The sequence below is a fragment of the Billgrantia antri genome (assembly GCF_019430905.1).
GTDB lineage: Bacteria > Pseudomonadota > Gammaproteobacteria > Pseudomonadales > Halomonadaceae > Halomonas > Halomonas antri.
The window spans coordinates 237,559-260,742 of sequence record NZ_JAHYCA010000004.1 but is presented as its reverse complement, the minus strand read 5'-3'; the positions used below and the strand labels follow the sequence as shown (position 1 = coordinate 260,742).

23 protein-coding genes are annotated in these 23,184 nt (G+C 54.9%); 21 read left to right on the top strand and 2 right to left on the bottom strand.

Annotation, left to right across the window (positions count from 1 at the left end):
• Window positions 1-17: 17 nt before the first annotated feature.
• Complete coding sequence (locus tag KPL81_RS12735) at window positions 18-722, bottom strand: Crp/Fnr family transcriptional regulator (RefSeq protein WP_276314064.1); 705 nt, start codon at window positions 720-722, stop codon at window positions 18-20.
• A 460-nt stretch (window positions 723-1,182) separates the two neighbouring features.
• On the opposite strand from KPL81_RS12735, the gene KPL81_RS12730 reads away from it, so the two are divergent.
• A complete protein-coding gene (locus KPL81_RS12730; RefSeq protein ID WP_209478036.1) occupies window positions 1,183-1,563 on the top strand; it encodes a histone-like nucleoid-structuring protein, MvaT/MvaU family in 381 nt (126 codons plus the stop codon).
• A 66-nt stretch (window positions 1,564-1,629) separates the two neighbouring features.
• On the opposite strand, the gene KPL81_RS12725 is transcribed toward KPL81_RS12730, so the two are convergent.
• Window positions 1,630-2,451, bottom strand: a complete 822-nt coding sequence (locus KPL81_RS12725) for a helix-turn-helix domain-containing protein (RefSeq protein WP_209478037.1) — start codon at window positions 2,449-2,451, stop codon at window positions 1,630-1,632.
• Window positions 2,452-2,795: 344 nt separating this feature from the next.
• Between KPL81_RS12725 and KPL81_RS12720 the strand changes: the two genes are divergently transcribed.
• From KPL81_RS12720 to KPL81_RS12625, 20 genes are all read left to right on the top strand, one after another.
• Complete coding sequence (locus tag KPL81_RS12720) at window positions 2,796-3,092, top strand: hypothetical protein (protein WP_240549231.1); 297 nt, start codon at window positions 2,796-2,798, stop codon at window positions 3,090-3,092.
• 26 nt (window positions 3,093-3,118) lie between these two features.
• Entirely contained in the window at window positions 3,119-3,595 is a 477-nt protein-coding gene (locus KPL81_RS12715) for a hypothetical protein (RefSeq protein ID WP_219792501.1), read from the top strand.
• 441 nt (window positions 3,596-4,036) lie between these two features.
• The gene (locus KPL81_RS12710; RefSeq protein WP_219792500.1) at window positions 4,037-5,044 is read left to right on the top strand and encodes an NAD-dependent epimerase; all 1,008 of its coding nucleotides are present in this window, start codon (window positions 4,037-4,039) and stop codon (window positions 5,042-5,044) included.
• A 26-nt stretch (window positions 5,045-5,070) separates the two neighbouring features.
• Window positions 5,071-6,525 (top strand): MBL fold metallo-hydrolase RNA specificity domain-containing protein, encoded by a 1,455-nt coding sequence (locus tag KPL81_RS12705; RefSeq protein WP_219792499.1) that lies wholly within the window; start codon window positions 5,071-5,073, stop codon window positions 6,523-6,525.
• A gap of 59 nt (window positions 6,526-6,584) precedes the next feature.
• The gene (locus KPL81_RS12700) at window positions 6,585-7,907 is read left to right on the top strand and encodes a UDP-glucose dehydrogenase family protein (protein ID WP_219792498.1); all 1,323 of its coding nucleotides are present in this window, start codon (window positions 6,585-6,587) and stop codon (window positions 7,905-7,907) included.
• Window positions 7,908-7,964: 57 nt separating this feature from the next.
• Window positions 7,965-9,776, top strand: a complete 1,812-nt coding sequence (locus KPL81_RS12695) for an ABC transporter ATP-binding protein (RefSeq protein WP_240549230.1) — start codon at window positions 7,965-7,967, stop codon at window positions 9,774-9,776.
• 24 nt (window positions 9,777-9,800) lie between these two features.
• Window positions 9,801-10,799, top strand: a complete 999-nt coding sequence (pseB, locus tag KPL81_RS12690) for a UDP-N-acetylglucosamine 4,6-dehydratase (inverting) (protein WP_219792496.1) — start codon at window positions 9,801-9,803, stop codon at window positions 10,797-10,799.
• Window positions 10,760-11,956, top strand: coding sequence for a UDP-4-amino-4,6-dideoxy-N-acetyl-beta-L-altrosamine transaminase (pseC, locus tag KPL81_RS12685; protein ID WP_240549229.1), 1,197 nt, complete (start codon window positions 10,760-10,762; stop codon window positions 11,954-11,956). The genes pseB and pseC overlap by 40 nt, the downstream gene beginning before the upstream one ends.
• Window positions 11,953-12,816 carry an aldo/keto reductase gene (locus KPL81_RS12680; RefSeq protein WP_219792495.1) on the top strand — a complete coding sequence of 288 codons (864 nt, stop codon included), beginning with the start codon at window positions 11,953-11,955 and terminating at the stop codon, window positions 12,814-12,816. The genes pseC and KPL81_RS12680 overlap by 4 nt, the downstream gene beginning before the upstream one ends.
• Window positions 12,813-13,715, top strand: coding sequence for a Gfo/Idh/MocA family oxidoreductase (locus tag KPL81_RS12675; RefSeq protein ID WP_219792494.1), 903 nt, complete (start codon window positions 12,813-12,815; stop codon window positions 13,713-13,715). The genes KPL81_RS12680 and KPL81_RS12675 overlap by 4 nt, the downstream gene beginning before the upstream one ends.
• Window positions 13,712-14,464: an SDR family oxidoreductase gene (locus KPL81_RS12670; RefSeq protein ID WP_219792493.1), complete on the top strand. Its 753-nt coding sequence runs from the start codon at window positions 13,712-13,714 to the stop codon at window positions 14,462-14,464. The genes KPL81_RS12675 and KPL81_RS12670 overlap by 4 nt, the downstream gene beginning before the upstream one ends.
• Window positions 14,449-15,213: an acylneuraminate cytidylyltransferase family protein gene (locus KPL81_RS12665; protein ID WP_219792492.1), complete on the top strand. Its 765-nt coding sequence runs from the start codon at window positions 14,449-14,451 to the stop codon at window positions 15,211-15,213. Before KPL81_RS12670 ends, KPL81_RS12665 begins: the two co-directional genes overlap by 16 nt.
• Window positions 15,210-16,331, top strand: a complete 1,122-nt coding sequence (gene pseG / locus KPL81_RS12660) for a UDP-2,4-diacetamido-2,4,6-trideoxy-beta-L-altropyranose hydrolase (RefSeq protein WP_219792491.1) — start codon at window positions 15,210-15,212, stop codon at window positions 16,329-16,331. The genes KPL81_RS12665 and pseG overlap by 4 nt, the downstream gene beginning before the upstream one ends.
• A complete protein-coding gene (gene pseH / locus KPL81_RS12655) occupies window positions 16,328-16,858 on the top strand; it encodes a UDP-4-amino-4,6-dideoxy-N-acetyl-beta-L-altrosamine N-acetyltransferase (protein ID WP_219792490.1) in 531 nt (176 codons plus the stop codon). The genes pseG and pseH overlap by 4 nt, the downstream gene beginning before the upstream one ends.
• Entirely contained in the window at window positions 16,855-17,916 is a 1,062-nt protein-coding gene (gene pseI, locus KPL81_RS12650) for a pseudaminic acid synthase (protein ID WP_219792489.1), read from the top strand. Before pseH ends, pseI begins: the two co-directional genes overlap by 4 nt.
• Entirely contained in the window at window positions 17,917-19,140 is a 1,224-nt protein-coding gene (locus tag KPL81_RS12645; RefSeq protein WP_219792488.1) for a hypothetical protein, read from the top strand. It begins immediately after the preceding gene.
• A 51-nt stretch (window positions 19,141-19,191) separates the two neighbouring features.
• Window positions 19,192-20,505, top strand: coding sequence for a nucleotide sugar dehydrogenase (locus KPL81_RS12640; RefSeq protein ID WP_240549228.1), 1,314 nt, complete (start codon window positions 19,192-19,194; stop codon window positions 20,503-20,505).
• Window positions 20,506-20,517: 12 nt separating this feature from the next.
• Window positions 20,518-21,465: a Gfo/Idh/MocA family oxidoreductase gene (locus tag KPL81_RS12635; RefSeq protein WP_219792486.1), complete on the top strand. Its 948-nt coding sequence runs from the start codon at window positions 20,518-20,520 to the stop codon at window positions 21,463-21,465.
• 1 nt (window position 21,466) lies between these two features.
• Complete coding sequence (locus tag KPL81_RS12630; RefSeq protein ID WP_219792651.1) at window positions 21,467-22,048, top strand: acyltransferase; 582 nt, start codon at window positions 21,467-21,469, stop codon at window positions 22,046-22,048.
• Window positions 22,045-23,130, top strand: a complete 1,086-nt coding sequence (locus KPL81_RS12625) for a DegT/DnrJ/EryC1/StrS aminotransferase family protein (protein WP_219792485.1) — start codon at window positions 22,045-22,047, stop codon at window positions 23,128-23,130. The genes KPL81_RS12630 and KPL81_RS12625 overlap by 4 nt, the downstream gene beginning before the upstream one ends.
• The last annotated feature ends 54 nt before the right edge of the window (window positions 23,131-23,184 follow it).

Here is a 23,184-nt window from a genome sequence, read left to right as displayed (position 1 = left end):
CGTATGAAGGCTGGCGGTCAGGAGGTGAGCTCTAGATCGTCGTGATTGAAATCGCCCAGTAGTGCCAGAGCATGCCAATTCTTGATGCGAATCTGCTTGTGATCGCAATTCTCGATCAAGCCCTTGCGCTTGATCTTGTTGATCGAACGGCTGACGTGAACGCTGGAGAGCCCCAGTACGTCGGATATCTCGATTTGCGTGAGCGGAAAGAAGTATCGGCCTCGAAAGGTCAGGCCGGCAGCGTGGGAGCGGGCGTAGCACTCGCACAATAAGTTGGCGATACGCCCTTCGGCGCTACGTGCCGAGACATTGATGATCCAGTTCAGTGCCATGCTATGGCTAATATGCCCCGACGTTCTGAACAGGCGCAGTATTCTCGGACGTTCGAACAACCGCTCGGCGCTCGCCGAATCGATGGTATTGAAGCGAAGCGGCGTGATGGCCTTGATGGAGAACTCCAGCCTGGTGTGCAGGCCTTGGCCGTTGTCGCTGATATCGCCGGGTAAAAGCAACGAGGTGATGGGCTTGCTGCCATCGCGCAGCATCCTGTAGCGGCAGGCCCACCCCTTCTCGATCAGGTGCAGGGACCGCATCGTGTCCCCTTCGCGGGCCAGATGACCTCCCTTCTGTAGCTCCCGCACAGGGCCGAGGTAGCTATCGAAAATTCGCTTGTCTTCCGAGCATAAATCGTTTCGTGACCGTAAGTTATGAAACAAGTACATGACATCCCTTTCGTCGTGTTCTCCTTGAGTGTAACAAAGGGGCTGTCATGTACAAATCTCTCAATTAGAAAAAACTGATTTAAATATGTTTAGCGCTGCCGGGTGTGCTGCCTGTCCATGCCAGGGTGAGGGCGCAGCGCTTGCCAGATGGAGGTGCGTATCCGGTGGAAGCGTTGCGTAGCGTCTAGTGTTTTCGGTGTAATCGAGTATCACAAGCCAAGTTCAGATTCTTTCCAAGTAGAGTCATTGGTAGAAAATTTGCACGTACAAGTCGAATTGTTTCTGCCGACCCTGCTTCGGTAAGCTGGAATCTTTCATGCAGCCTGCTATTAAGGTTCTCTTTTTGACGCAGACGGTGAGAGCTGGCTAAAACCAATTTGAACGTGTTGTCATTTGGTTCGAGTTGTTGTATTTATAGGCGGCATCCCAAAACATCCTCCCATAGCAAGGACCGTGTATTATGTCTCTTCTCAGCGAATTCATGCAGAAAGAGCAGCAGCTCAAGCAGCTTCAGGCGGAAATGGAGCGGCTGCAGAACGACGAGCGCCTGAAGGCCGAACTGGAGTTCAAGGACAAGCTCGAAGCATTGATGCGTGAGTTCAACAAGAGCTCCGCCGATGTCATTAACCTGCTCGAGCCGAAAGGCGGCAAGTCGGCCCCGGCCAAAGCCGCGGCAACTTCCAGTACCGGGCGCCGCAAGCGCAAGCTGAAGATCTACAAGAACCCGAAAACCGGCGAAGTGGTGGAAACCCGCGGTGGCAACCAGAAGACGCTCAAGGCGTGGAAGGACGAGTTCGGTTCCGACACCGTAGAAGGTTGGCTGGTTCGCGTCGAATCTTGATCGCAGACTTCTGGCAGCACGTGCAATAGAGGAGGGCGCGCGCCGATAGCGCGTGCCCTCCGGCAGTCAAGCTGGCTGAACGGGAAGCCTGATCAGAATCCCTTTCTCGTCCCACTCCACCTGAAGGGCGTCTCCATTGGCGTGGAGGTTCTCTTGTGGCAGGCCTTCGCATATCAGGTACTGGAGCACGTCCGGTATCTCTTCCATGCATTCCAGCGCCACGCAAGCATGCTGCTGAGCTGGCAGTTTCAGCAGGCGAAAGGAGGCGGGAATGGCAATGCCCGGCGCTTCGCTTCCATCCACGAGCGGGCCAACGTCGATGCGCTCCATATCGCTGGGCAGTGGAACGTTGTGTAGCAGGGCAATGGTTTGCCCTTGTCGCAAGCGGTCGGGCAGGCTTTCCACCCCTTTGGCATGTTGCGTCCATTTGCGTAGCGCTGTGAGGGGGTGGCCACGCTCCTTGCGATACAGGCGTGTCACCAGCGCCTGGCGAGAAGGCGCTCTGCGGATCACGTATTGAGGCGGATCGCCGCCATGCCCCTGGCAGTATGGGTTGTGGTGAAGTTTCAATCTCAACGCCTGGCGGTATTGGCGTGGTGTTTGATTGTGGTATCGTTGGAAGGCGCGGCTGAAAGCGGAATGATTCTGATAGCCACACCGGCTCGCAATCGATTGGATGGAATAGGGGGTAAACGCCAGCAGGCGTGCCGCCTTCTCCAGCCGCAAGGTATCACGGTAAGCGCTAGGGGACAGACCGAAGCACTGCTTGAACCTGCGCCGGACCTGTGAGGTCGAATAACCGAGTCGGCTGGCGAGGTCTTCTATTCCCTGCTGGCTATCCAAGTGATCCTGCAGCCAGATCTCCGCCCGCATCATCTCGTTAAACATAACTGTCCCTTGCTCGATGCTGCAGCAACATCGTGGTTGCTGCATCCATAACAAACGCTGGTGCCCGTACTGATGCCCGGGTAAGCCAGGCAGGCGCATCAGTTTTTATGGTTTTTATGCATCTCTTTATGCGCTTTCGCGGGAGGCAAAGGCAAGTTTGGTTAACGTGTTTGACCGTTTGTGCATAATTGTTGCCGGGTTCGATACGGCGCTCCTCATGCGAGCCCATGGGTATCCTTGTCAGCGTAGCGTACTGACTGGCCTTCGCTACTCGGCGCGTTGGCGGTATACTCGGCCGACTCACCATCGGGTGCCGCCAGGTACTTGAGCAATCACGGAAAATGATGAGAAACCAAAAACCCAACCGATCGATGGACGAGCGCGAGAAGCTGCGCAAGTTTCGTGAACTCGACGACGCCTTTGCCCAGGCGTTGCGCGAACTGGAGAAGCCCGATTCTCGTCTCGACATACCCACTGGGCCGCCGGTGCGCAGCCTGGCGGAGCTCGAGGCGGAAGAGCAGGAGCAGCGTCAGCAGGCTTTCGAAACGCGGCTCCAGTCGCTGATGAAGGAATACGCCCAGCCCAGGGAGAGCGTGGCCGACCTGCTGCGTACCCTGCGCACGTTGGGCCATATAGCCTGATCCCGATGATCGACCTGTCTGCCCCAATGACCTATCTGCTGGTGATGGGCAGTGTGGCGTTGTCCGTGCTGTTCACGTTCGGCTGGGCGCTTTCGCGCCTGTTGCGATGGCTGGCAGACGGGATGCCGCTGGGTGGCGCCAAGGCCAAGCGCAAGCCCGCCAAGCGCAGCGGTGCGACGCGCCAACCCGCCACGGCCAAGCGCTCCCGTAACGCCAGTGCCAAGGCCTCGCGCGGCGCCGGCGCCAAGACTGACGTCAAACCGCCCAGCGAGCCCTGGCGTATCACGCGGGGCCTGGCCAAATGGCGCTCCAGTACCGCGCTGGCGCTGGTGGCGGCGCCTACCTATCTCACGGCACGGCTTGTCGAGCATGGCATGAGCTTTCGTCCGCCCTATGCCGCGCCCAGCGGCTTCGACGCCCTGGTGGCGGGCCTCGGCTGGCTCTCCGCCGGCCTCATCCTGATCGCGCTGATGCACCGCCTCGCGGTGTGGCGCTGTCGTTGATCCAGCGTTGCTGAGAGCGCTTCTCGGTAAATCGTGCGACGCCCTGTCTTATTTTCGTAAGACGCGAACAAGCATCTGACGATTCAGGCATTCTGCGCCTACTCCGCGGTAGAGCATCGCCCCCGAGTGCCGTAGAATTGCGTCATTCCAATAACGATACCCGGCAGGGACCAGGAAGCGCAGCTTCCATGCTGTGTTTCAGACGTGTCGAGCCTCAGCTCGGCAACGGACCGTGAGCGCTGACGCCAAGGGCTGAACCTTGCCTGAGGCTTGCCGTGCGCGTTTTCGCAACGTTCCGTTCCCGTTCTGGTATCGCTCATCGCAGGGCCAGGGAACCGCCCGGAACAATCCCCGGGCGGTAGCGTGCCTGAAGGGCCGCGCCATGAAGCCCAAGGCCAGCGCAACCAAAAGACCAGCGCAAGCACAAGGTAAGGGTAACGCGTGAAATTGCTGATCACCGGCATCGCCGGCTTCATCGGTCATGCCGTGGCCAAGCGCCTGAGTGGGCAGGGCCACGAGATCGTCGGTATCGACAATCTCAACACCTATTACGATGTCACCCTCAAGCAGGCGCGCCTGCACGACCTCGCCGATTGCCACGATATTCGCTTCATCCACATGGACCTCGGCGACCGCGAGGCCATGGCGGCGCTGTTTCGCGAGAACGAGTTCGACCGCGTGATCCACCTCGCCGCCCAGGCCGGGGTGCGCTATTCACTGGACAACCCCCATGTGTACGCCGACTCCAACCTGATCGGCCACCTCAACGTGCTGGAAGGTTGCCGGCAGCACAAGGTAGGGCATCTGGTCTACGCCTCCTCGAGCTCGGTCTACGGCATGAACGCCAAAACGCCGTTCGACACCGGCGACAGCGTCGACCACCCCGTCAGCCTCTACGCGGCCACCAAGAAGGCCAATGAGCTGATGAGTCACACCTACGCGCACCTCTACGGTGTGCCGATGACCGGGCTGCGCTTCTTCACCGTGTACGGCCCCTGGGGACGGCCCGACATGGCGATCTTCAAGTTCGTCAAGGCGATGTTGGAAGGCAAGCCGATCCAGGTCTACAACCACGGCGACATGTCGCGGGACTTCACCTACGTCGACGACATCGTCGAAGGCATCGTGCGCATACTCGACGTGATTCCTCAGCCCAATCCCGACCGCACCGCTGTCAGTGTCCGGCCGGACCAGAGCACAGCGCCCTTTGCGCTCTACAACATCGGCTACGGCGCGCCCGTCTCGCTGATGAGCTTCATACGCGCGCTGGAAGCCGCCACCGGGCGCGAGGCCATCTGCGAATACCTGCCCATGCAGCCCGGCGACGTGCCGCGCACCTGGGCCGACACCGAAGCGCTGCTCAAGGCCACCGGCTATCGCCCCAAGGTGGGCGTGGGGGAGGGCGTGAAGCGCTTCGTCGAGTGGTATCGCGGCTTTTATGGCGTTTAGCTAAACAATTAGTTAGGGATGACTTCTTGAACCTACTCCACCATGGAGGCGGTGCCGGCGTTACCGGCAGCTGCCATCGGCTGCAGGTCGCACCGGACCGTGCCCTGCTCGTCGACTGCGGCATCTTCCAAGGTCAGGACGCCGAGCACCTCGATGGTCTCGAGCAGCACAAGGTGCGCTTCCCCGTGGACGACGTGCTGGCGCTGGTGGTCACTCACGTGCACATCGATCACATCGGCCGGCTGCCCTACCTTCTCGCGGCGGGCTACCAGGGGCCGATCCTCTGCTCGGTGCCCTCGGCCCGGCTGCTGCCGCTGGTGATCGAAGACGCTCTCAAGATCGGTTTCACCCGCGACCGGCACTTGATTGAGCGCTTCCTGGCCGAAGTGCAGGGGCGGCTGGTGGCGCTGGATTACCAAGCCTGGCGCACCGTGCTCGACGACGAGCGCCACCGCGTGAGGGTCAAGCTGCAGCGCGCCGGGCATATCCTCGGCTCCGCCTACGTGGAGGTTGATACGTACGATAAAGCCAGCGGCGAACGACAGCGCACCGTGTTCTCCGGCGACCTGGGCGCGCCCTACGCACCGCTGCTGCCGGCACCCAAGGCGCCGTATCGCGCCGACGTGCTGCTGCTGGAGAGCACCTACGGCGACCGCCTGCATGAAGACAGGCGCCACCGCCGCGGCAGGCTGCAAGCCGCCATCGACCGGGCATTGGAGAACGGCGGCACCGTGGTGATCCCCGCCTTCAGCGTGGGCCGCACCCAGGAACTGCTCTACGAGCTGGAAGGGCTGATCCATAACGCACGCAGCGAGCGCTGGCGCGAACTCGAGATCATCGTCGATTCCCCCCTGGCCGCTCGCTTCACCGAGGTGTACCGCGAACTCAAGCCGTGGTGGGACGCCGAAGCGCACAAGACACTGCGCAGCGGCCGCCATCCGCTCAGCTTCGAGAATCTCTACACCGTGGACAGCCACCAGGAGCACGAGCAAACCGTGGCCTACCTGGCCGAGACCGGTCGGCCTGCCGTAGTCATCGCCGCCAGCGGCATGGTCAGCGGCGGCAGGGTAGTCAACTACCTCAAGCGTATGCTCGGTGACGAGCGCCACTGCGTGCTCTTCACCGGCTATCAGGCCCACGGCACACCGGGTCGCGACATTCAGCGCTTCGGGCCCAAGGGCGGCTGGGTCATGCTCGACGGCCAGCGCATCGACATTCGCGCCCGGGTGGAAACCGTCAGCGGCTACTCGGCCCACGCCGACCAACACGACCTGCTCAACTTCGTGCGCCGCATGCGCCACCCACCCAGGGAAGTGCGCCTGGTGCACGGAGACCCCCACGCCCAGGCGGCACTCAAGGCCAAGCTGCTGGAATGGGCCGAAGGGGCAGGGCATGAGATCAGCGTGACGCTGGGCAGCGATTACCTCGCCCCCAGCGCTGGGAAAGATGCAGCGGTAAATGACGCTCAGGCCCTGGCTTGAACTTCAGCCTGACACTATCAGTAATACTCACTTGAAAGAGCCATCATAAAGGGACGGCAATGAACGTTACCGTATTCGGAACCGGCTACGTGGGCCTTGTGCAAGGGGCCGTGCTGGCCGATGTGGGCCATCAGGTGGTGTGTGTCGACGTGGACGCCGCCAAGGTGGAGCGCCTGAGCAAAGGTGAGATTCCCATCTACGAGCCGGGCCTGGAGCCGCTGGTGAAGGAGAACCATGCCGCCGGCCGGCTCAGGTTCACCACCGATGCCGCCGAAGGCGTCAAGCACGGCCAGGTGCAGTTCATCGCCGTGGGCACCCCGCCGGACGAAGACGGCAGTGCCGATCTCAAGTACGTGCTGGCCGTAGCCGAGACCATCGCCCAGCATATGGAGCGCGACCAGGTCATCATCAACAAGTCCACCGTGCCGGTGGGCACCGCCGACAAGGTGCGCGACAAGGTCGATCACGTACTGGAAGCCCGCGGTCGCAAGGACCTGCGCTTCGACGTGGTCTCCAACCCTGAGTTCCTCAAGGAGGGCAGCGCGGTCGGCGACTGCCAGCGGCCGGACCGCATCATCATCGGTACCGCCAGCCGTGTTTCGGAAGACATGCTGCGCGAGCTCTATGCGCCCTTCAGCCGCCAGCAGGACAAGATGATCGTGATGGACGTACGCAGCGCCGAGCTGACCAAGTACGCCGCCAACTGCATGCTGGCCACCAAAATCAGCTTCATGAACGAAATGGCCAACCTGGCCGAACGCCTGGGCGCGGATATCGAGAAGGTGCGCCAGGGCATCGGCTCCGACCCGCGCATCGGCTACCACTTCATCTATCCAGGCGTGGGCTACGGTGGCTCCTGCTTCCCCAAGGACGTACAGGCGCTGATCCGTACCGCGGGCGATATCGACTTCGACGCCAAGGTGCTCAAGGCGGTGGAAGCGCGCAACGAGGAGCAGAAAACCACCCTGTTCCAGAAGATCGACAAGCACTACCAGGGCAACCTGGCAGGCAAGACCTTCGCCATCTGGGGCCTGGCCTTCAAGCCCAACACCGATGACATGCGCGAAGCCCCCAGCCGCGTGCTGATGGAAGCGCTGTGGGAAGCCGGCGCCAAGGTACAGGCCTTCGATCCGGAAGCGATGGAAGAAGCCCAGCGAATCTACGGCAACCGCGACGATCTCTCCCTGTGCGGCACCAAGGAAGCCACCCTGCGCGGCGCCGACGCCCTGGTGATCGTCACCGAATGGCAGAGTTTCCGTGCCCCGGATTTCGAGCAGATGAAGCAACAGCTCGCCGAGCCGCTGATCTTCGACGGGCGCAACATGTTCGAGCCGAAGCGAATGGCAGTGAAGGGCTTCACTTACTACTCGGTAGGTCGGTAACGCTGCATAGCACGGCTTACCCTTAAAGCGGTATTCAGCTTCTCTATGTTTGACCTCTTGAAAGAGCTCTACTCTCTGCTGACGCCCAGGCAACGCAAGCGCTTTCTGCGACTGCAGCTGCTGGTCGTGATCATGGCCTTCGCAGAGATTGCCAGTGTCGCTGCCATCGCCCCTTTCATGTCGGTGGTTGGCGATATGTCGCGCCTGGAAGGTGAGGGCATGCTGGCGCAACTCTACGCAGCCATCGGGGCGGATTCGCCGCGTACCTTCCTGTTCTGGCTCGGCTCTGCCGTTCTGCTCGTGATGATAGTGGGCACCGGATTCTCGATGCTGACTACTTGGCGTATGGCCATGTTTGCAAATAGCGTGGGGGCACAGATCAGTCAGCGGCTCTATACCCACTACCTGCACCAGCCCTGGTTATTCCACGCTAGCGGCAGCAGTAGCCAATTGACCAAGCAGGTGGCACAGGAAACACAGCGAGTCACAAACAGTATCCTCAACCCGGTCCTGCAGCTTAATGCCAAGCTGGCCATGGCGGGCTTCATGGTGGTGGGGCTGGTGTTTTACGACCCTATGGTCACGCTATTCGGCTTGGCAATGTTCCTGTTTGCCTACGTATTGCTGTTCAAGGTGGTTCGCAGAAGATTGGCTGACAATGGCCGCCGTATCTCCAATATGAATACGCTACGCTACAAGCTGATGAATGAAGGCTTCGGTGGCATCAAGGACGTTCTTCTGCTGGGCCGCCAAGCCTTGTTCACCCAGCGTTTCATTCAATCGAGCGATAAATTGGCCAGGGCGCAAGGAGTGAACCAGGCGTTGAGTGAAGTGCCTCGCTACGCGATGCAATTGATCGCCTTTGGCAGCATCATGCTGCTGGTGCTTTACCTGCTGGGAGTGCACCAGGGCAGCTTGGGCCATATGCTGCCGGTACTCTCCGTTTACGCTCTGGCAGGCTTCAAGATGCTACCGGCCTTCCAGCAGGCCTACCAGAGCCTGGCAAAGATAAAAGGTAATATGGCCGCCTTCGAATCGATTCGCGAAGCCATGCAGCATAGCTACCATCAAGCTATCGATCAGGATGCAGTAGCCACAATGGCTGCCGCGGAGTTAGCGGCACCGGAAAAATTGATTGTCAACACAGAAATACAGCTACACGATATTTCGTTGACTTACCCAGGCAAGGAAGAGCCTGCCTTGAAGGACCTGACTTTGACCATACCAGCGAAACAGGTGATTGGCTTGGTAGGAGCATCGGGTTCGGGCAAGTCGACTGCGATCGATGTGCTACTGGGTTTGATTCAGCCTCAGCAAGGGGAGCTGCTAGTGGATGGGCAACCAATCAACGATGCTAATCGTCGAAAATGGCAGAACAGTATTGGTTTCGTACCTCAAAGCATTTTCCTGGCGGATGCCAGCATTCGGGAGAATATTGCTTTTGGCATTCCGCCTGAAAATATCGATGAAGCAAGAATACATCAGGCCATCCGCATGGCGCACCTCGATGAGCTAATCGAGGAACTTCCTCAAGGACTGGATACGCATGTCGGTGAGCGAGGCGTTCAGCTCTCGGGTGGTCAGCGCCAGAGAATCGGCATAGCACGAGCCTTATACGACGATGCTGACGTTCTCGTGCTCGATGAGGCTACCAGTGCGCTTGATGGTATCACCGAGAAGCTCATCATGGATGCTATTCACGATTTTTCGGGAAAGAAGACCATAATCATGATTGCCCATCGCCTAGCGACAGTGAGGCAATGTGACAGTATTTTTTTACTTGCTAACGGCCAGTCTGTTGATCAAGGTTGCTATAGCGATCTGGCAGAACGTAACACCATATTCCAGCGCATGGCAGAACATGCTTGACGATTTTTGAAAGGTAAATAGCGAATGTTTAATAATTCATCTATCTTGGTCACAGGTGGTACCGGCTCCTTCGGCCATACCTTCATTCCAATGCTGCTTGGGCACTATAATCCCAAGCGAGTGATCATTTTTTCTAGGGATGAGATGAAGCAGTGGGATATGGCCAAGAAATTTGAAGGTGATTCTCGAGTACGCTTCTTTATCGGCGATGTGCGTGATCGGGACCGGGTTTACCGTGCACTAGATGGGGTCGACTATGTGGTACATGCTGCAGCCACCAAAATCGTGCCTACCGCCGAGTACAATCCCTTCGAGTGTGTCAAGACCAACGTTATCGGCGCGATGAACTTGATTGATGCCTGTATCGACAAAGGCGTCAAAAAAGTAGTGGCTCTGTCCACAGACAAAGCAAGCAGTCCAATTAATCTCTATGGCGCTACCAAGCTGACCTCAGACAAGTTGTTCGTAGCCGGCAATTCCTATGCGGGTGGCCACGAAACACGTTTTTCGGTAGTTCGCTACGGCAACGTGATGGGCTCCCGGGGGTCGGTAATACCTTTCTTCATGTCGATCCGTGATAAGGGCGTGTTGCCTATTACCGATGAGCGTATGACTCGCTTTATGATCAGCCTTGAGCAAGGCGTGGAGCTGGTATGGCATGCCTTTGAGGATATGGAAGGTGGCGAGATCTACGTAAAAAAGATTCCCTCCATGAAAGTCACCGACCTGGCGCGGGTCGTTGCTCCGGAGGCTAAACAGGAAGTGATCGGTATTCGACCTGGCGAGAAACTGCACGAGCAGATGATCGGCGCCGAAGATGCCTATTACACCTACGAGTACCCCGAACATTTCAAGATCCTACCAGCGATCAACAGCTGGGATAAGGACGCTAACCGCATCAAGGAAGGAAAAAGGGTGCCGGAAGGTTTCGTCTATGCCAGCGATAACAATGCCGAATGGATGAGCGACAGCGAGCTTCGAGCATGGATCGATGCCAATTGGGAAAAGATCGGGGCCATCTGATGATCCCTTATGGACGTCAGGATATTCAGCAGGCCGACATCGATGCCGTGCTTGAGGTATTGCAGTCGGACTTTCTGACCCAAGGCCCGGTGGTGCCACGCTTCGAGCGCGCCGTGGCCGATAAGGTAGGCGTTCACCATGCGCTGGCGGTAAACAGCGCTACCTCGGCGCTACACATTGCCTGCTTGGCACTAGGTCTAGGGAAGGGCGACTGGCTCTGGACCTCTCCTATTACTTTTGTTGCCTCCGCCAACTGTGGTCTTTACTGTGGTGCCAAGGTCGATTTCGTGGATATTGATCCACGCACCTACAATCTCTGCTCCAAGGCTCTGGCAGCTAAACTAGAGCAAGCCGAGCGAGCAGGGCGCCTGCCCAAGGTCGTAGTGGCGGTGCACCTTTGCGGTCAGCCCTGCGATATGCAGACGATTCACGAACTGAGTAAGCGCTACGGTTTTCGTGTTATTGAGGATGCTTCGCACGCCATCGGTGGAAAATATCAAGGCGACTACATCGGTAACGGCGGCTATAGCGATATCACCGTGTTTAGCTTCCATCCCGTGAAGATCATCACCACCGCCGAAGGCGGCATGGCGCTAACCAATAACGATGCGCTGGCCCGTCGCATGGACCTGCTGCGCAGCCACGGCGTGACGCGAGATCCGGCGCTGATGACCCACGAGGCCGATGGTCCTTGGTACTACCAACAGATTGACTTGGGCTACAACTACCGCATGACCGAGCTGCAGGCCGCACTTGGGCTTTCTCAGCTAAATCGCCTGGACGACTACGTAGCTCAGCGCAACGTCCTGGCTGCTCGTTATGATACCGCCTTGGCCGGGCTGCCCGTCACCACACCTTGGCAGCTTCCAAATAGCTACTCAGGCCGTCACCTCTACGTCATCCGTCTCAAGCGCGACTTTATCACCCCGACGCATCGTCAGGTGTTCGAGCGCCTGCGAGAGCTGGGTATCGGCGTCAATCTGCACTACATCCCGGTGCATACCCAACCCTACTATCGGGAGCTTGGCTTCAAACTAGGTGACTTCCCTGTCGCAGAAGCTTACTACGCCGATGCGGTCAGCCTGCCCCTATTTCCGACGATGACAGAAATGCAGCAGGATGATGTAGTGTCGGCACTTGAAAGAGCTCTTTCATGAAGCTGGCCCTTGGAACCGCCCAGTTCGGCCTTGACTACGGGATAGCAAATACCGGAGGCAAGGTTGCTTCCGAAGAGGTGCATCGAATCCTTCGGCTTGCTCTGAAGCATGACATACGCACTTTAGACACCGCCGCCGCCTATGGCAGCAGTGAAGAGGTGCTCGGCAAGGTTGGCGTTGGCGACTTCGAGGTGATCACCAAGGTGCCACCAATCCCAGCAAATGTCGGCTGTATCTCTACTTGGGTCGAGCAGTCTATCGAGTCATCTCTCAAGGCGCTGAGAGTCAATACGCTTTCGGCAGTGCTGCTGCATCGCCCCATGCAACTGTTCGACGAAGGCGGCGAGGCGGTCTATGAGGCGATTCAGTCGTTCAAGGTTCAAGGCCGAATCGACAAGATCGGGGTGTCGATCTATCAGCCGGGGGAGTTGGACACTCTATTATCCCACTATCACTTCGATCTGGTGCAGGCTCCGTTCAACCTGATGGACAGGCGCCTGCTTTCCTCCGGTTGGCTGGGGGAACTTAATCGGCGTGGTATCGAGGTGCATGCTAGGTCTGTATTTTTGCAAGGCTTACTCTTGATGCGGCCTGAAGATCGGCCCGCCTATTTTCGGGACTGGGAAAACCAGCTGGCATGCTATGACAGCTGGCTTGCGGAGAAAAACATATCTGCGGTGAGAGCCTGTCTCGGTTTTGCCTGTCAGCAAACTGGTGTTCACCGCGTGGTGGTCGGCGTACAGTCGGCGGCTCAACTGGCGGAGCTGATAGTGTCGGTACCGCGTTCTGAGCTTATCATCCCCGACGCACTCGAAGTAGAAGATGAAGAATTAATCAATCCGGCTAAGTGGAGTTTATGACGATTAGGCTTGGCGTCATCGGTTTATCGGAAGGAAACGGACATCCCTATTCTTGGAGTGCCATCTTCAATGGTTATGATCCGGTGGCGATGGAAAACTGTGGGTTTCCGGTGATTCCGCGATATCTGGAACAACAGTCATGGCCCGAAGCGCGCATCCCACAGGCGCAGGTGACGGCGATATGGACCCAAGACGTCGCCATCTCCCGGCACGTCGCCCGGGCTGCTTCGATCGCGACGGTTTGTGAGTCGCTTGAGGCACTAGCACAACACGCGGATGCCATACTCCTGGCCAGGGACGATGCGGAAAATCATCTGGCCCATGCCAACCTGTTCATTGAGCAGGGCATGCCAATCTATATCGACAAACCCATAGCTCTATCTCTGGCGGATCTGCAAAGGCTTTATGCGCTCGAACAGTACCCGGGGCAGATCTTCTCTTGCTCTGCCCTACGCTACAGTCATGAGTTGCTCCTTGATGAGTCGGATCGCAACGCACTAGGGGAAATCCGTGAAATAACAGCTTTCACCCCCAAGAGCTGGGCAAAGTATGCTATTCATCTCATTGAGCCGGTACTGGGGTTGCTGAGGAAAAATGACGAGCCGATAAGCTTTCACTCTAGCGGCGTTCGACCCTCCAATGGCAACGCCGCAAGCCTTGGTGTGAACTGGGAAAGTGGCGTGTTTACGACGTTTCACGCCACAGGTGATGGGGCAGGCCCGTTAATGATTCGCGTGCATGGCACCAAGGGTTGGAAAGATTTAGTGTTTACCGACAGCTTTTCAGCCTTCAGGGCAGCGCTGATCGATTTTGTCGAAGGCATCGAAACCCGGACGATTCGTTCCTCTCGTGCATACAACGAGAAAGTCATCAAGATACTGGAGGCTGGCTTATCATGACCACTCCCACCATATTGATTACCGGTGGAACGGGGAAGTTCGGTCGCTGTTTCGTTGAGTATTTCTGCCGCAAAGGCTGGCAGGTCATCTTTACCTCCACTTCCGGTGAGCGAGCCAAGGGGCTTGAAGTTGAAATGGGGCAGGGCGCCTCTGGGCTCGTGTGCGACCTTATGCAGCATGAAAGTGGCATTCGTCTTGTGGAAGAGCTGCAACACCGACAGATAAGCGTCAATCATCTGGTCAATAATGCACGAAGTCTAGCCTTCCTCCAGATGGACGAGGCGGGTGTGACCCAGCGCGAGCACTTCCTCTCGGAATATCTGATGGACGTGGTAGTACCTTATGAACTTTCCATAGCGCTTTGGCAGGCTCAGCCGAAGGCCCTTGAGACCATAACCAATATTAGCTCTCAGTATGGAGTTGTTGCTGCCAACCCCGAGCTTTATGACGATTACTATCGCCAGTCTGCTATTCAGTACGGGGTGGCGAAAGCTGGCCTTAATCATCTGACAAAAGAATTGGCGGTGCGTCTGGCCCCTGACGGTATCCGCGTGAATGCTATCGCCTATGGCGGTGTGGAAGGCCGGGTCGACGATGGCTTCAGGACGCGATATGGCAGGCTCGTGCCTATGGGCCGAATGCTGAAGGAAACCGAGTTAACTGGGCCGCTGGATTTTCTAGTATCGGAGCAAAGCAGCGCTATGACTGGCCAAGTGGTACAGCCGGATGGAGGATGGACGCTTTGGTAAAAAAGCGTATTGCCGTCATTCCAGCCCGCGGTGGCTCCAAGCGCATTCCTGGCAAGAATATCATCGAGTTTAGTGGTAAGCCGATGATTGCTTGGACCATCGAGGCAGCGCTTGACTCCGGCTGCTTTTCCCGGGTGTTGGTCTCCACTGACGATCCTGAGATCGCTCGGGTGGCGCGTACTTGGGGGGCCGATGTTCCCTTCCTGCGGAGCAGCTACTCCGATGACCATACCCCTGTCAGCGTCGCCACCAAAGCCGCGCTACAACAAGCAATGGCACACTGGCAGGAAAGCTACCAGACCGTCGTTCAACTAATGGCGAACTGCCCTCTGAGAAATTCTGACGATATACGTGAAGCGATATCCGCCTTCGAGACGAAGCAGCGTACCTTTCAGATCAGCTGCTTTCGTTATGGATGGATGAACCCTTGGTGGGCGGTCACCCTTGATGAGACAGGAAGCCCCGAGCAGCTATTTCCAGACGCGGCAAAGCAGCGCTCTCAAGATCTGCCGCCGCTGTACTGTCCTACTGGCGCCATCTGGATAGCCCGCGCCACGGACTTCCTGCAAGCAGGCACGTTTTATGGAAAAGGCCACCAGTTCGAAGCGATATCCTGGCAAAGCGCAGTGGATATCGATGATTTCGATGATCTGGCCTTCGCCTCTGCGCTGATACAAGAGTCAGCTGTGTTGAGTCGCGCCAGGGCTCATCTCCCAGCTGGCGACAGTTCCTCATGGAGTGACGGTTGAACGTCATCTTTCGCACCGATGCTTCGCTCAAGATCGGCAGCGGCCACGTAATGCGTTGCCTGACCCTCGCCGATGTCCTGCATGCGCAAGGAGCCGAGTGTCACTTTGTCTGCCGTGAGCATCGGGGGCATCTGTGTGATGTGATCGAGGCGCGCGGCTTTTCCGTCCACCGGCTGCCGCAGCGCGATAACGACCTTGAACCCGACACCTCATCGAGGCTCGTTCATGCCCCTTGGCTGGGTGCGAGCTGGGAGCAGGATGCCGCGAGCTGCCATCACGTGCTGACCAACCTGACACCGGACTGGCTGGTGGTGGACCACTACGCACTGGATAGCCGTTGGGAAAAGGCCGTGCGTGACAACCTCCCCGGACCGGTACCACTTTTACTGGTTATCGATGATTTGGCGGATCGTCAGCACGCTGCCGATCTGCTGCTCGATCAAAACCTGGGTCGGGAGTCTCAGGACTATAGTAGCATGGTACCTGAACACTGCCGAGTGCTCGCTGGCCCCTGTTACGCCCTGTTGCGCCCCGAGTTCGCACGATGGCGTGAGATGAGCCTGGCCCGAAGGACCAGTGAACCGCAAGTCAAACGGTTACTAATCAGCCTTGGCGGTGTCGACAAGGAAAATATCACCGGACAGGTTCTCGACGCTCTGCAGTCCTGCGACCTCCCTCCGGAACTCGAGATTACGGTCGTAATGGGGGCCACTGCACCCTGGCGGCAAAGTGTGGTTGCCCAGGCCAAGCAAATGCCATGGTTAACCGAGGTCGTGGTTAACGTCGATGACATGGCACGGCGTATGGCCGCGGCGGACCTCGCCATTGGTGCTGCCGGCAGCACCTCCTGGGAGCGCTGCTGCCTCGGGCTTCCGACCCTAATGCTGATACTTGCCGAAAACCAGCGCGAAATTGCCCTGCAGCTAGAGCGGAGTGGTGCGTCAGCCACACTTGATACCGAAGACCTTGCCCACTCCCTGGCGTCACAGCTAGCTGCATGCATTTCTCCCCCGGTATTGACAAGAATGAGTGAACGGGCCGCCAGTCTAGTAGACGGCCGGGGTGTTTCCCGGCTACTGACGGCCATGCGGAATATCGGCAAGGTAACGACTCCATGACCCAACTCGAGAGACGCCTGCGACCAATGCTCGGCGCCGACCTCGAGCGCGTTCTGGCATGGCGTAACCATCCCGACGTGCGGCGTCACATGTACACCCAACGCCTCATCACCCTGGAAGAACATCAAGCCTGGTTCGAGCGAGCTAGCCGCGACACACGGCGACATCTCTGGATATATGAGCAGGCCTCAATACCGCAGGGATACGTCAACCTCAACATAGTGGATGAGTACGCCGGACGCGCCGACTGGGGGTTCTACCTCGCCCCGGGGTCGCCCCCCGGGAGCGGGCAGGGCTTGGGCCAGTGCACCTTGGCCTACGCTTTCCATACGCTGGGGCTTCATAAGCTATGCGCTGAGGTGCTGGCCAAAAATCACCGTTCGCTGCGCTTTCACGAACGACTGGGATTTCGCCGTGAAGCCACGTTGCGCGACCATTACTTTGATGGCAATGACTACCATGACGTGATCGGTTTCGGGCTACTGGCCGAAGAGTGGTGCCACCTACAAGGAGAAGATCCCGTATGACACAGCCTTGGATCGAAATAGACGGCCGCCGTATTGGCGAGGGCCACGCACCCTATGTGATCGCCGAACTTTCCGCCAATCATAATGGCAAGCTCGAGACGGCAATGCGGATCATCGAAGAAGCCAAGAAAGCTGGCGCCGATGCCGTCAAGTTGCAGACCTACCGTCCTGACACTATCACTTTGGATTGCGATACCGACGACTTCAAGATCAAGGGTGGCTTATGGGATGGGCGCACACTCTACGAACTCTATGAAGAAGCCCACATGCCATGGGAATGGCACCAGCCGCTCTTCGAACATGCTCGCAAGCTGGGCATCACCATCTTTAGCTCGCCCTTCGACCCCACTGCCGTGGATCTTCTCGAAGAATTGGGGGCGCCTGCCTACAAGATTGCCTCGTTCGAAGCGGTCGACCTGCCGCTAATCGAATACGTGGCCAAAACCGGCAAACCGATGATCATCTCCACCGGCATGGCCGATGCCGACGAGATCCAGGAGGCAATTGACGCTGCCCATGACGCCGGTTGTAAGCAACTGGCGATACTGCACTGCGTCAGCGGTTATCCCGCGCCACCAGAAGACTACAATCTGCACACCATCCCGGACATGCGGGAGCGTTTTGGTCTAGTCACAGGTCTTTCTGATCACACCATCGATAATACCACCGCGATTGCCAGCGTCGCGCTCGGTGCTAGCCTGATCGAAAAGCACTTTACCCTAGATCGTAACGGCGGTGGGCCCGACGATAGCTTTTCTCTGGAGCCTTCAGAACTTGCTGCGCTATGCCGTGATGTTAAAACAGCTTGGCAGGCGCTGGGTCAAGTGGATTATGGAAGAAAATCGAGTGAGCAGGGGAGTGCTCAATTTCGGCGTTCTTTGTATTTCGTGAAAAGTCTAAAGGCGGGAGATTTGATTACAAAAGATGCAGTACGCATTGTTCGTCCGGGTTACGGAGTTCCGCCTTCTTTCCTTAATAAAATTTTAGGTGTTAAAGTTGTTAAAGATGTTAGAGCGTGCTCACCAGTTCATAAAGCCGACGTTGGGATTGCTGAATAGATGAGTGTTGCCTCAAGTTTTCTCTTAAAAAAGGATGCCAAGCTTATATTGGAGATTTTGCGTTCATTGAAAGTGAGGGATAATTGGAGGGAGCTTCCTGAGACTGATATTCTTATTGTGGGTCATCAAAACCATTATAATTATGTTGAAGAAGGGCGTTGGTATAGCCCTTTGTTAGGGAGTATCGCTTTTTTTGAAGAAGAAAAGAAAAAGTGCTGTGAGATTGTGTTAATACCTTTTTGCTCGATTAGTCCTCGGCAGGCTTGGAGAAAGCACTACACATTTAATCGTATTTTTTCACTGTTAAGGTTTCTTGGTTTGATAAGTCGTTTTAAGTTTGTTTCAAAAAAATATGTTGATGAAAAAAAGAAAAATATGTGGAAAAGGATTATAGAACGAAGTGCTCCTGATAAAATTATCGCGATCCAGCCCGATAAATTTTTATGTTTGGCAGCTAGAGAATGTGGTGTAAAAATTGTTGATTTTCAACATGGGGTAATAAACGATTTACACCCTTGGTATGGGGAAAAATTCAGGAAAGATACATCTGCAAAAGATTTGCCAGAAGAATTCATGGTTTGGGATCATGATTCAAAAGCAACAATAATGAAGTGGGCCAATAAGAAAGGTGCTTCAGTTTTAGTGGTTGGGCATCCTTGGGTTGAAAGATTTCAAAATGTCAGAGAAAATGATTCGATAGTGAGGAGAGCTATAAAAAAAATACCTTCGCCTTTAAGCGCTAAGCCGAAAATTCTTATAAGCCTTCAGTGGGGATTGGAAAAATACTTGCCAGAAGAAGATTATGATGGAGTAATGCATCGAGTATTTAAGGATTTGCTAAAAAAATATAGTAATCAGTATTATTTTTACCTCCGGCTTCACCCCGTGCAGCTGCATGGATTCTATAACATAAAAATTTTGCGTGAGCTGAATTTAATGAAAAGTCAGTTGGGGGCTGAAGCTTTTGAGTGGGAGCAGGCGAGTTTCTGTGCGCTTCCTGCTCTGTTGACTGCTGTGGATGTACATTTGACGTTTAGTTCTACTGTTGTGCAGGAGGCTGCATTATTTGGGGTCAGGAGTTGCATAATTGATCAGCATATCAAGGAGGGTGGATTGCGTGAAGATTATTTCCTTTCCCAAAAGAAGAATGGCATGGCTGATGTAATTGAAGCTGACGAAGATAGAATTGCCTCTTGGATTAACTTAGAGCTAAGTAAAAAATAAGGCTTTGCTATTAATTTTATAAGATGTTTTTTTATTGTTAGGATGAATTGTATGGAGTCCATAGATAAGTGCTTGATATCTAAGTTAACGAAGAAAGAAGCTGTTGTCGGGGTCGTTGGTCTTGGCTACGTTGGCCTCCCTTTATGCTTGCGTTATTGTGAAGTTGGTTTTCGAGTTATTGGCTTTGACATTGACAAAAAGAAGAACAGAATTTTAAATGGAGGGGGTAGTTATATTGAACATATTTCTTCAGAGAGAGTGGAAAAGGCTGTCGAAGTAGGGTTTGAAGCTACTGATGATTTTGGTCGTGTAGTCGAGGTTGATGCCGTTATTCTATGTGTTCCCACCCCACTCAATAAGTATCGCGAGCCGAACATGAGCTTCGTGATAAACACCATGGAGGCAGTAAAACCTTATCTTAGGGAAGGGCAGGTAGTTTCTCTAGAGAGCACTACCTATCCCGGTACTACTGAAGAAGAGTTGCTGCCGCGCCTTCAAGAAAAGGGTTTGAATGTAGGTGTTAATATATTTCTTGTATACTCTCCTGAACGGGAGGATCCTGGCAACCCTGACTATGAAACAAGTACGATCCCCAAAGTATTAGGTGGCCATACACACGCATGTCGCGAGGTGGGGGTGGCACTTTACTCCGCAGCAATAGCGCAGATTATTCCGATGAGTTCTACGAAGGCAGCTGAGATGACTAAGCTGCTTGAGAATATTCATCGGGCGGTGAATATCGGCCTGGTCAATGAGATGAAGATTGTCGCTGATCGTATGGGCATCGATATATTCGAAGTCGTTGATGCTGCCGCTACAAAGCCGTTCGGCTTTACCCCGTATTACCCGGGGCCAGGGCTGGGTGGTCACTGTATACCCATCGATCCCTTTTACCTGACCTGGAAAGCCCGTGAGTATGGCTTGCATACCCGTTTTATCGAGCTTTCAGGAGAGGTGAACCGCGCCATGCCAGAGTATGTGGTGGGCAAGCTAATAGATGTTCTGAACGACCATAGCAAAGCTCTTAAAGGTAGTCGGATACTTATACTTGGTATCGCCTACAAGAAGAATGTGGATGATATGCGGGAATCGCCTTCGGTGGAGATCATGGAGAGGATCCAGGCCAAAGGGGCAAAGGTGGCTTATAGTGACCCACACGTACCTGTTTTCCCCAAGATGCGTGAGCACCACTTCGAACTCTCAAGCGTCGAGCTGACCGCCGACAGTTTGGGTAGCTTCGATGCTGTTGTACTCGCCACCGACCACGACCGCTTTGATTACGAGCTGATCAAGCAGCACGCCAAGCTGATCGTTGACAGCCGTGGGATTTATCGAGAGTCCTCTACTAAAATCATCAAGGCCTGAGGATATAACAGAATGAATAATTTCGCTCTGATCGGTGCGGCTGGCTATATCGCGCCTCGCCATATGAAGGCCATAAAGGAAACTGGTAACAATTTGGCTGTTGGCTATGATGTCAATGACTCGGTGGGCATCATCGACTCCATCTCACCCCAGAGCGAATTCTTCACCGAGTTTGAGAGGTTTCAAGAGCATGCTTGGCAACTAAAGCGTAATCCCGAGACAACGCTTCACTACGTTTCAATCTGTTCTCCTAACTATCTGCATCATGCACATATTGCCGCTGGCCTGCGTCTGGGCTGCGACGTAATCTGCGAGAAACCCTTGGTACCAACACCTGAGCTGCTCGATGAACTTGCATTAATCGAGAAGGAAACAGGAAGGCGAGTCTACAATATACTGCAGCTTAGACATCACCAAGCAATTCTCGATATTAAGCAGCAGGTAGAGCAAGAGCAGTGTAACGATAAACATGTGGTTGAGTTGACCTACATAACTTCCCGTGGAAAGTGGTACATGGAGAGCTGGAAAGGAGATCCACGAAAATCGTTTGGCGTCGCTACCAATATCGGCGTGCATTTTTTCGACATGCTGTACTTTATTTTCGGTAACCTGCAGAAAAACGTACTTCATTATTCGAGCGACTGTAAGGCCGCTGGTTACCTGGAATATGAGAAAGCCCGTGTACCTTGGTTCCTATCGATCGATGCAGAAGATCTGCCCGATAGCGTAAAAGAAAATCAGACAACTTACCGTTCCATCAGTGTGGATGGGAAGGAGATAGAATTCTCTGGGGGCTTCACTGACCTGCATACGGTAAGCTACCAGGAGATTCTCGCCGGTCGCGGCTACGGGTTAGAGGATGCACGCCACTGCATCGAAACTGTTCATAGCATCCGTTCAGCTCGTCCGCAGGAGCCGAAAGCAAGTGAAGCTCATCCGTTCCTCAACAAGCTGGTGTGATATGAGTGTAATGATTCACTACTCTGCCATTGTTGATGAAGGTGCACAGATCGGTGATGGTTCACGTGTCTGGCACTTCACGCATGTGTGCAGCGGTGCATGCATCGGCAAAGGCGTGTCTCTTGGTCAAAATGTATTTGTCGGCAACAAGGTCGTCATCGGTGATCACTGCAAAATTCAGAATAATGTTTCGGTATACGATAACGTTATCTTGGAAGAAGGTGTGTTCTGTGGCCCTAGTATGGTGTTCACGAATGTTTATAATCCGCGTTCGTTGATTGAGCGAAAGGATGAGTACCGAAACACTCTAATCAGGAGGGGCGCTTCGTTGGGTGCTAACTGCACTATCATATGTGGTGTGACCATTGGCGAGTACGCTTTTATCGGCGCCGGCGCGGTAATCAACAGAGACGTGCCGGCCTACGCTCTCATGGTGGGTGTGCCAGGTAGGCAGATCGGTTGGATGAGCCAGTACGGCGAACAGCTTGATCTGCCGCTGTCGGGTCAGGGCGATGTTTTATGCAAGAACACCGGTTATCGTTATATACTTAACGGCAACCAGCTAGAAGTGGTAAGCACATGATGCCCTTTATTGACTTGGCTGCCCAGCAGGCTCGTATCAAAGACGAGATTGAGTCGGGCATACAGCGCGTGTTAGCACATGGAAAGTATATTCTCGGTCCCGAAGTTGCTGAGCTCGAAAAGAAACTAGAGGCTTACACAGGCGCAAAATATTGCATTACTTGTGCTAACGGCACCGATGCCCTGCAGATCGCCCAGATGGCCCTAGGAGTCGGTCACGGAGACGAAGTGATAACACCTGGCTTTTCCTACATTGCTACCGCAGAAACTGTGGCATTGTTAGGAGCCAAGCCTGTTTATGTAGATATTGATCCACGTACATTTAATTTGGATCCAAGCAAGCTTGAAGCGGCTATTAGTCCTCGCACCAAGGCTATCATTCCTGTGTCCCTGTATGGGCAGTGTGCGGATTTTGATGTCATCAATGCCATTGCCGGACGGTATGATATTCCTGTTATCGAAGATGCCGCTCAAAGCTTTGGTGCAACGTATAAGGGTCGAAAATCATGTAACCTTAGCACCATTGCTACAACGAGCTTCTTTCCTAGCAAGCCGCTGGGGTGCTACGGAGACGGTGGAGCCATATTCACAAACAATGATGAGTTGGCAACTATACTTCGTCAAATCGCCCGTCATGGTCAGGATCGTCGCTATCACCATGTGCGCGTCGGTGTAAATAGCAGGCTGGATACCTTGCAGGCGGCTATATTATTACCGAAATTGAAAATTTTGTCAGAGGAAATTGAAGCGAGAAACCGAGTGGCTGCTATTTATACCAACATGTTTCAAACTGTTGGGATGGTGACTGCGCCATATATTGAGCCATATAATATTAGTAGCTGGGCGCAATATACAATTCGAGTCTCTCGGCGTGACGATGTGATTATGGCACTTGAAAGTGCCGGTGTGCCATCTTCTGTGCACTATCCTATTCCTCTCAATAAACAGCCCGCAGTCAGGGATGTAAGTTCTATCTTGAATGAAGGGGATAGGCTGGCAGAACAAGTCATTTCTTTACCCATGCATCCATATCTAACTAAAGAAATCATAGAGACTGTGGCTGCTGTTATTAAGAAAATTTAATCTTTTCTATGGTTTTTGTTATTACAATGCTTTTTTGGAATCAGATGAGGTGGC

What these genes read in the sequence shown, in the direction of transcription:
- KPL81_RS12645 (WP_219792488.1), top strand. Translation starts at nt 17,917, where the DNA reads ATGAGTGTTGCCTCAAGTTTTCTCTTAAAAAAGGATGCCAAGCTTATA.
- KPL81_RS12725 (WP_209478037.1), bottom strand. Translation starts at nt 2,451, where the DNA reads ATGTTTAACGAGATGATGCGGGCGGAGATCTGGCTGCAGGATCACTTG.
- pseI (WP_219792489.1), top strand. Translation starts at nt 16,855, where the DNA reads ATGACACAGCCTTGGATCGAAATAGACGGCCGCCGTATTGGCGAGGGC.
- pseH (WP_219792490.1), top strand. Translation starts at nt 16,328, where the DNA reads ATGACCCAACTCGAGAGACGCCTGCGACCAATGCTCGGCGCCGACCTC.
- KPL81_RS12680 (WP_219792495.1), top strand. Translation starts at nt 11,953, where the DNA reads ATGAAGCTGGCCCTTGGAACCGCCCAGTTCGGCCTTGACTACGGGATA.
- pseC (WP_240549229.1), top strand. Translation starts at nt 10,760, where the DNA reads ATGGATCGATGCCAATTGGGAAAAGATCGGGGCCATCTGATGATCCCT.
- KPL81_RS12675 (WP_219792494.1), top strand. Translation starts at nt 12,813, where the DNA reads ATGACGATTAGGCTTGGCGTCATCGGTTTATCGGAAGGAAACGGACAT.
- KPL81_RS12735 (WP_276314064.1), bottom strand. Translation starts at nt 722, where the DNA reads ATGTACTTGTTTCATAACTTACGGTCACGAAACGATTTATGCTCGGAA.
- KPL81_RS12715 (WP_219792501.1), top strand. Translation starts at nt 3,119, where the DNA reads ATGACCTATCTGCTGGTGATGGGCAGTGTGGCGTTGTCCGTGCTGTTC.
- KPL81_RS12670 (WP_219792493.1), top strand. Translation starts at nt 13,712, where the DNA reads ATGACCACTCCCACCATATTGATTACCGGTGGAACGGGGAAGTTCGGT.
- KPL81_RS12700 (WP_219792498.1), top strand. Translation starts at nt 6,585, where the DNA reads ATGAACGTTACCGTATTCGGAACCGGCTACGTGGGCCTTGTGCAAGGG.
- KPL81_RS12720 (WP_240549231.1), top strand. Translation starts at nt 2,796, where the DNA reads ATGAGAAACCAAAAACCCAACCGATCGATGGACGAGCGCGAGAAGCTG.
- pseB (WP_219792496.1), top strand. Translation starts at nt 9,801, where the DNA reads ATGTTTAATAATTCATCTATCTTGGTCACAGGTGGTACCGGCTCCTTC.
- KPL81_RS12625 (WP_219792485.1), top strand. Translation starts at nt 22,045, where the DNA reads ATGATGCCCTTTATTGACTTGGCTGCCCAGCAGGCTCGTATCAAAGAC.
- KPL81_RS12630 (WP_219792651.1), top strand. Translation starts at nt 21,467, where the DNA reads ATGAGTGTAATGATTCACTACTCTGCCATTGTTGATGAAGGTGCACAG.
- KPL81_RS12730 (WP_209478036.1), top strand. Translation starts at nt 1,183, where the DNA reads ATGTCTCTTCTCAGCGAATTCATGCAGAAAGAGCAGCAGCTCAAGCAG.
- KPL81_RS12635 (WP_219792486.1), top strand. Translation starts at nt 20,518, where the DNA reads ATGAATAATTTCGCTCTGATCGGTGCGGCTGGCTATATCGCGCCTCGC.
- KPL81_RS12665 (WP_219792492.1), top strand. Translation starts at nt 14,449, where the DNA reads ATGGACGCTTTGGTAAAAAAGCGTATTGCCGTCATTCCAGCCCGCGGT.
- KPL81_RS12640 (WP_240549228.1), top strand. Translation starts at nt 19,192, where the DNA reads ATGGAGTCCATAGATAAGTGCTTGATATCTAAGTTAACGAAGAAAGAA.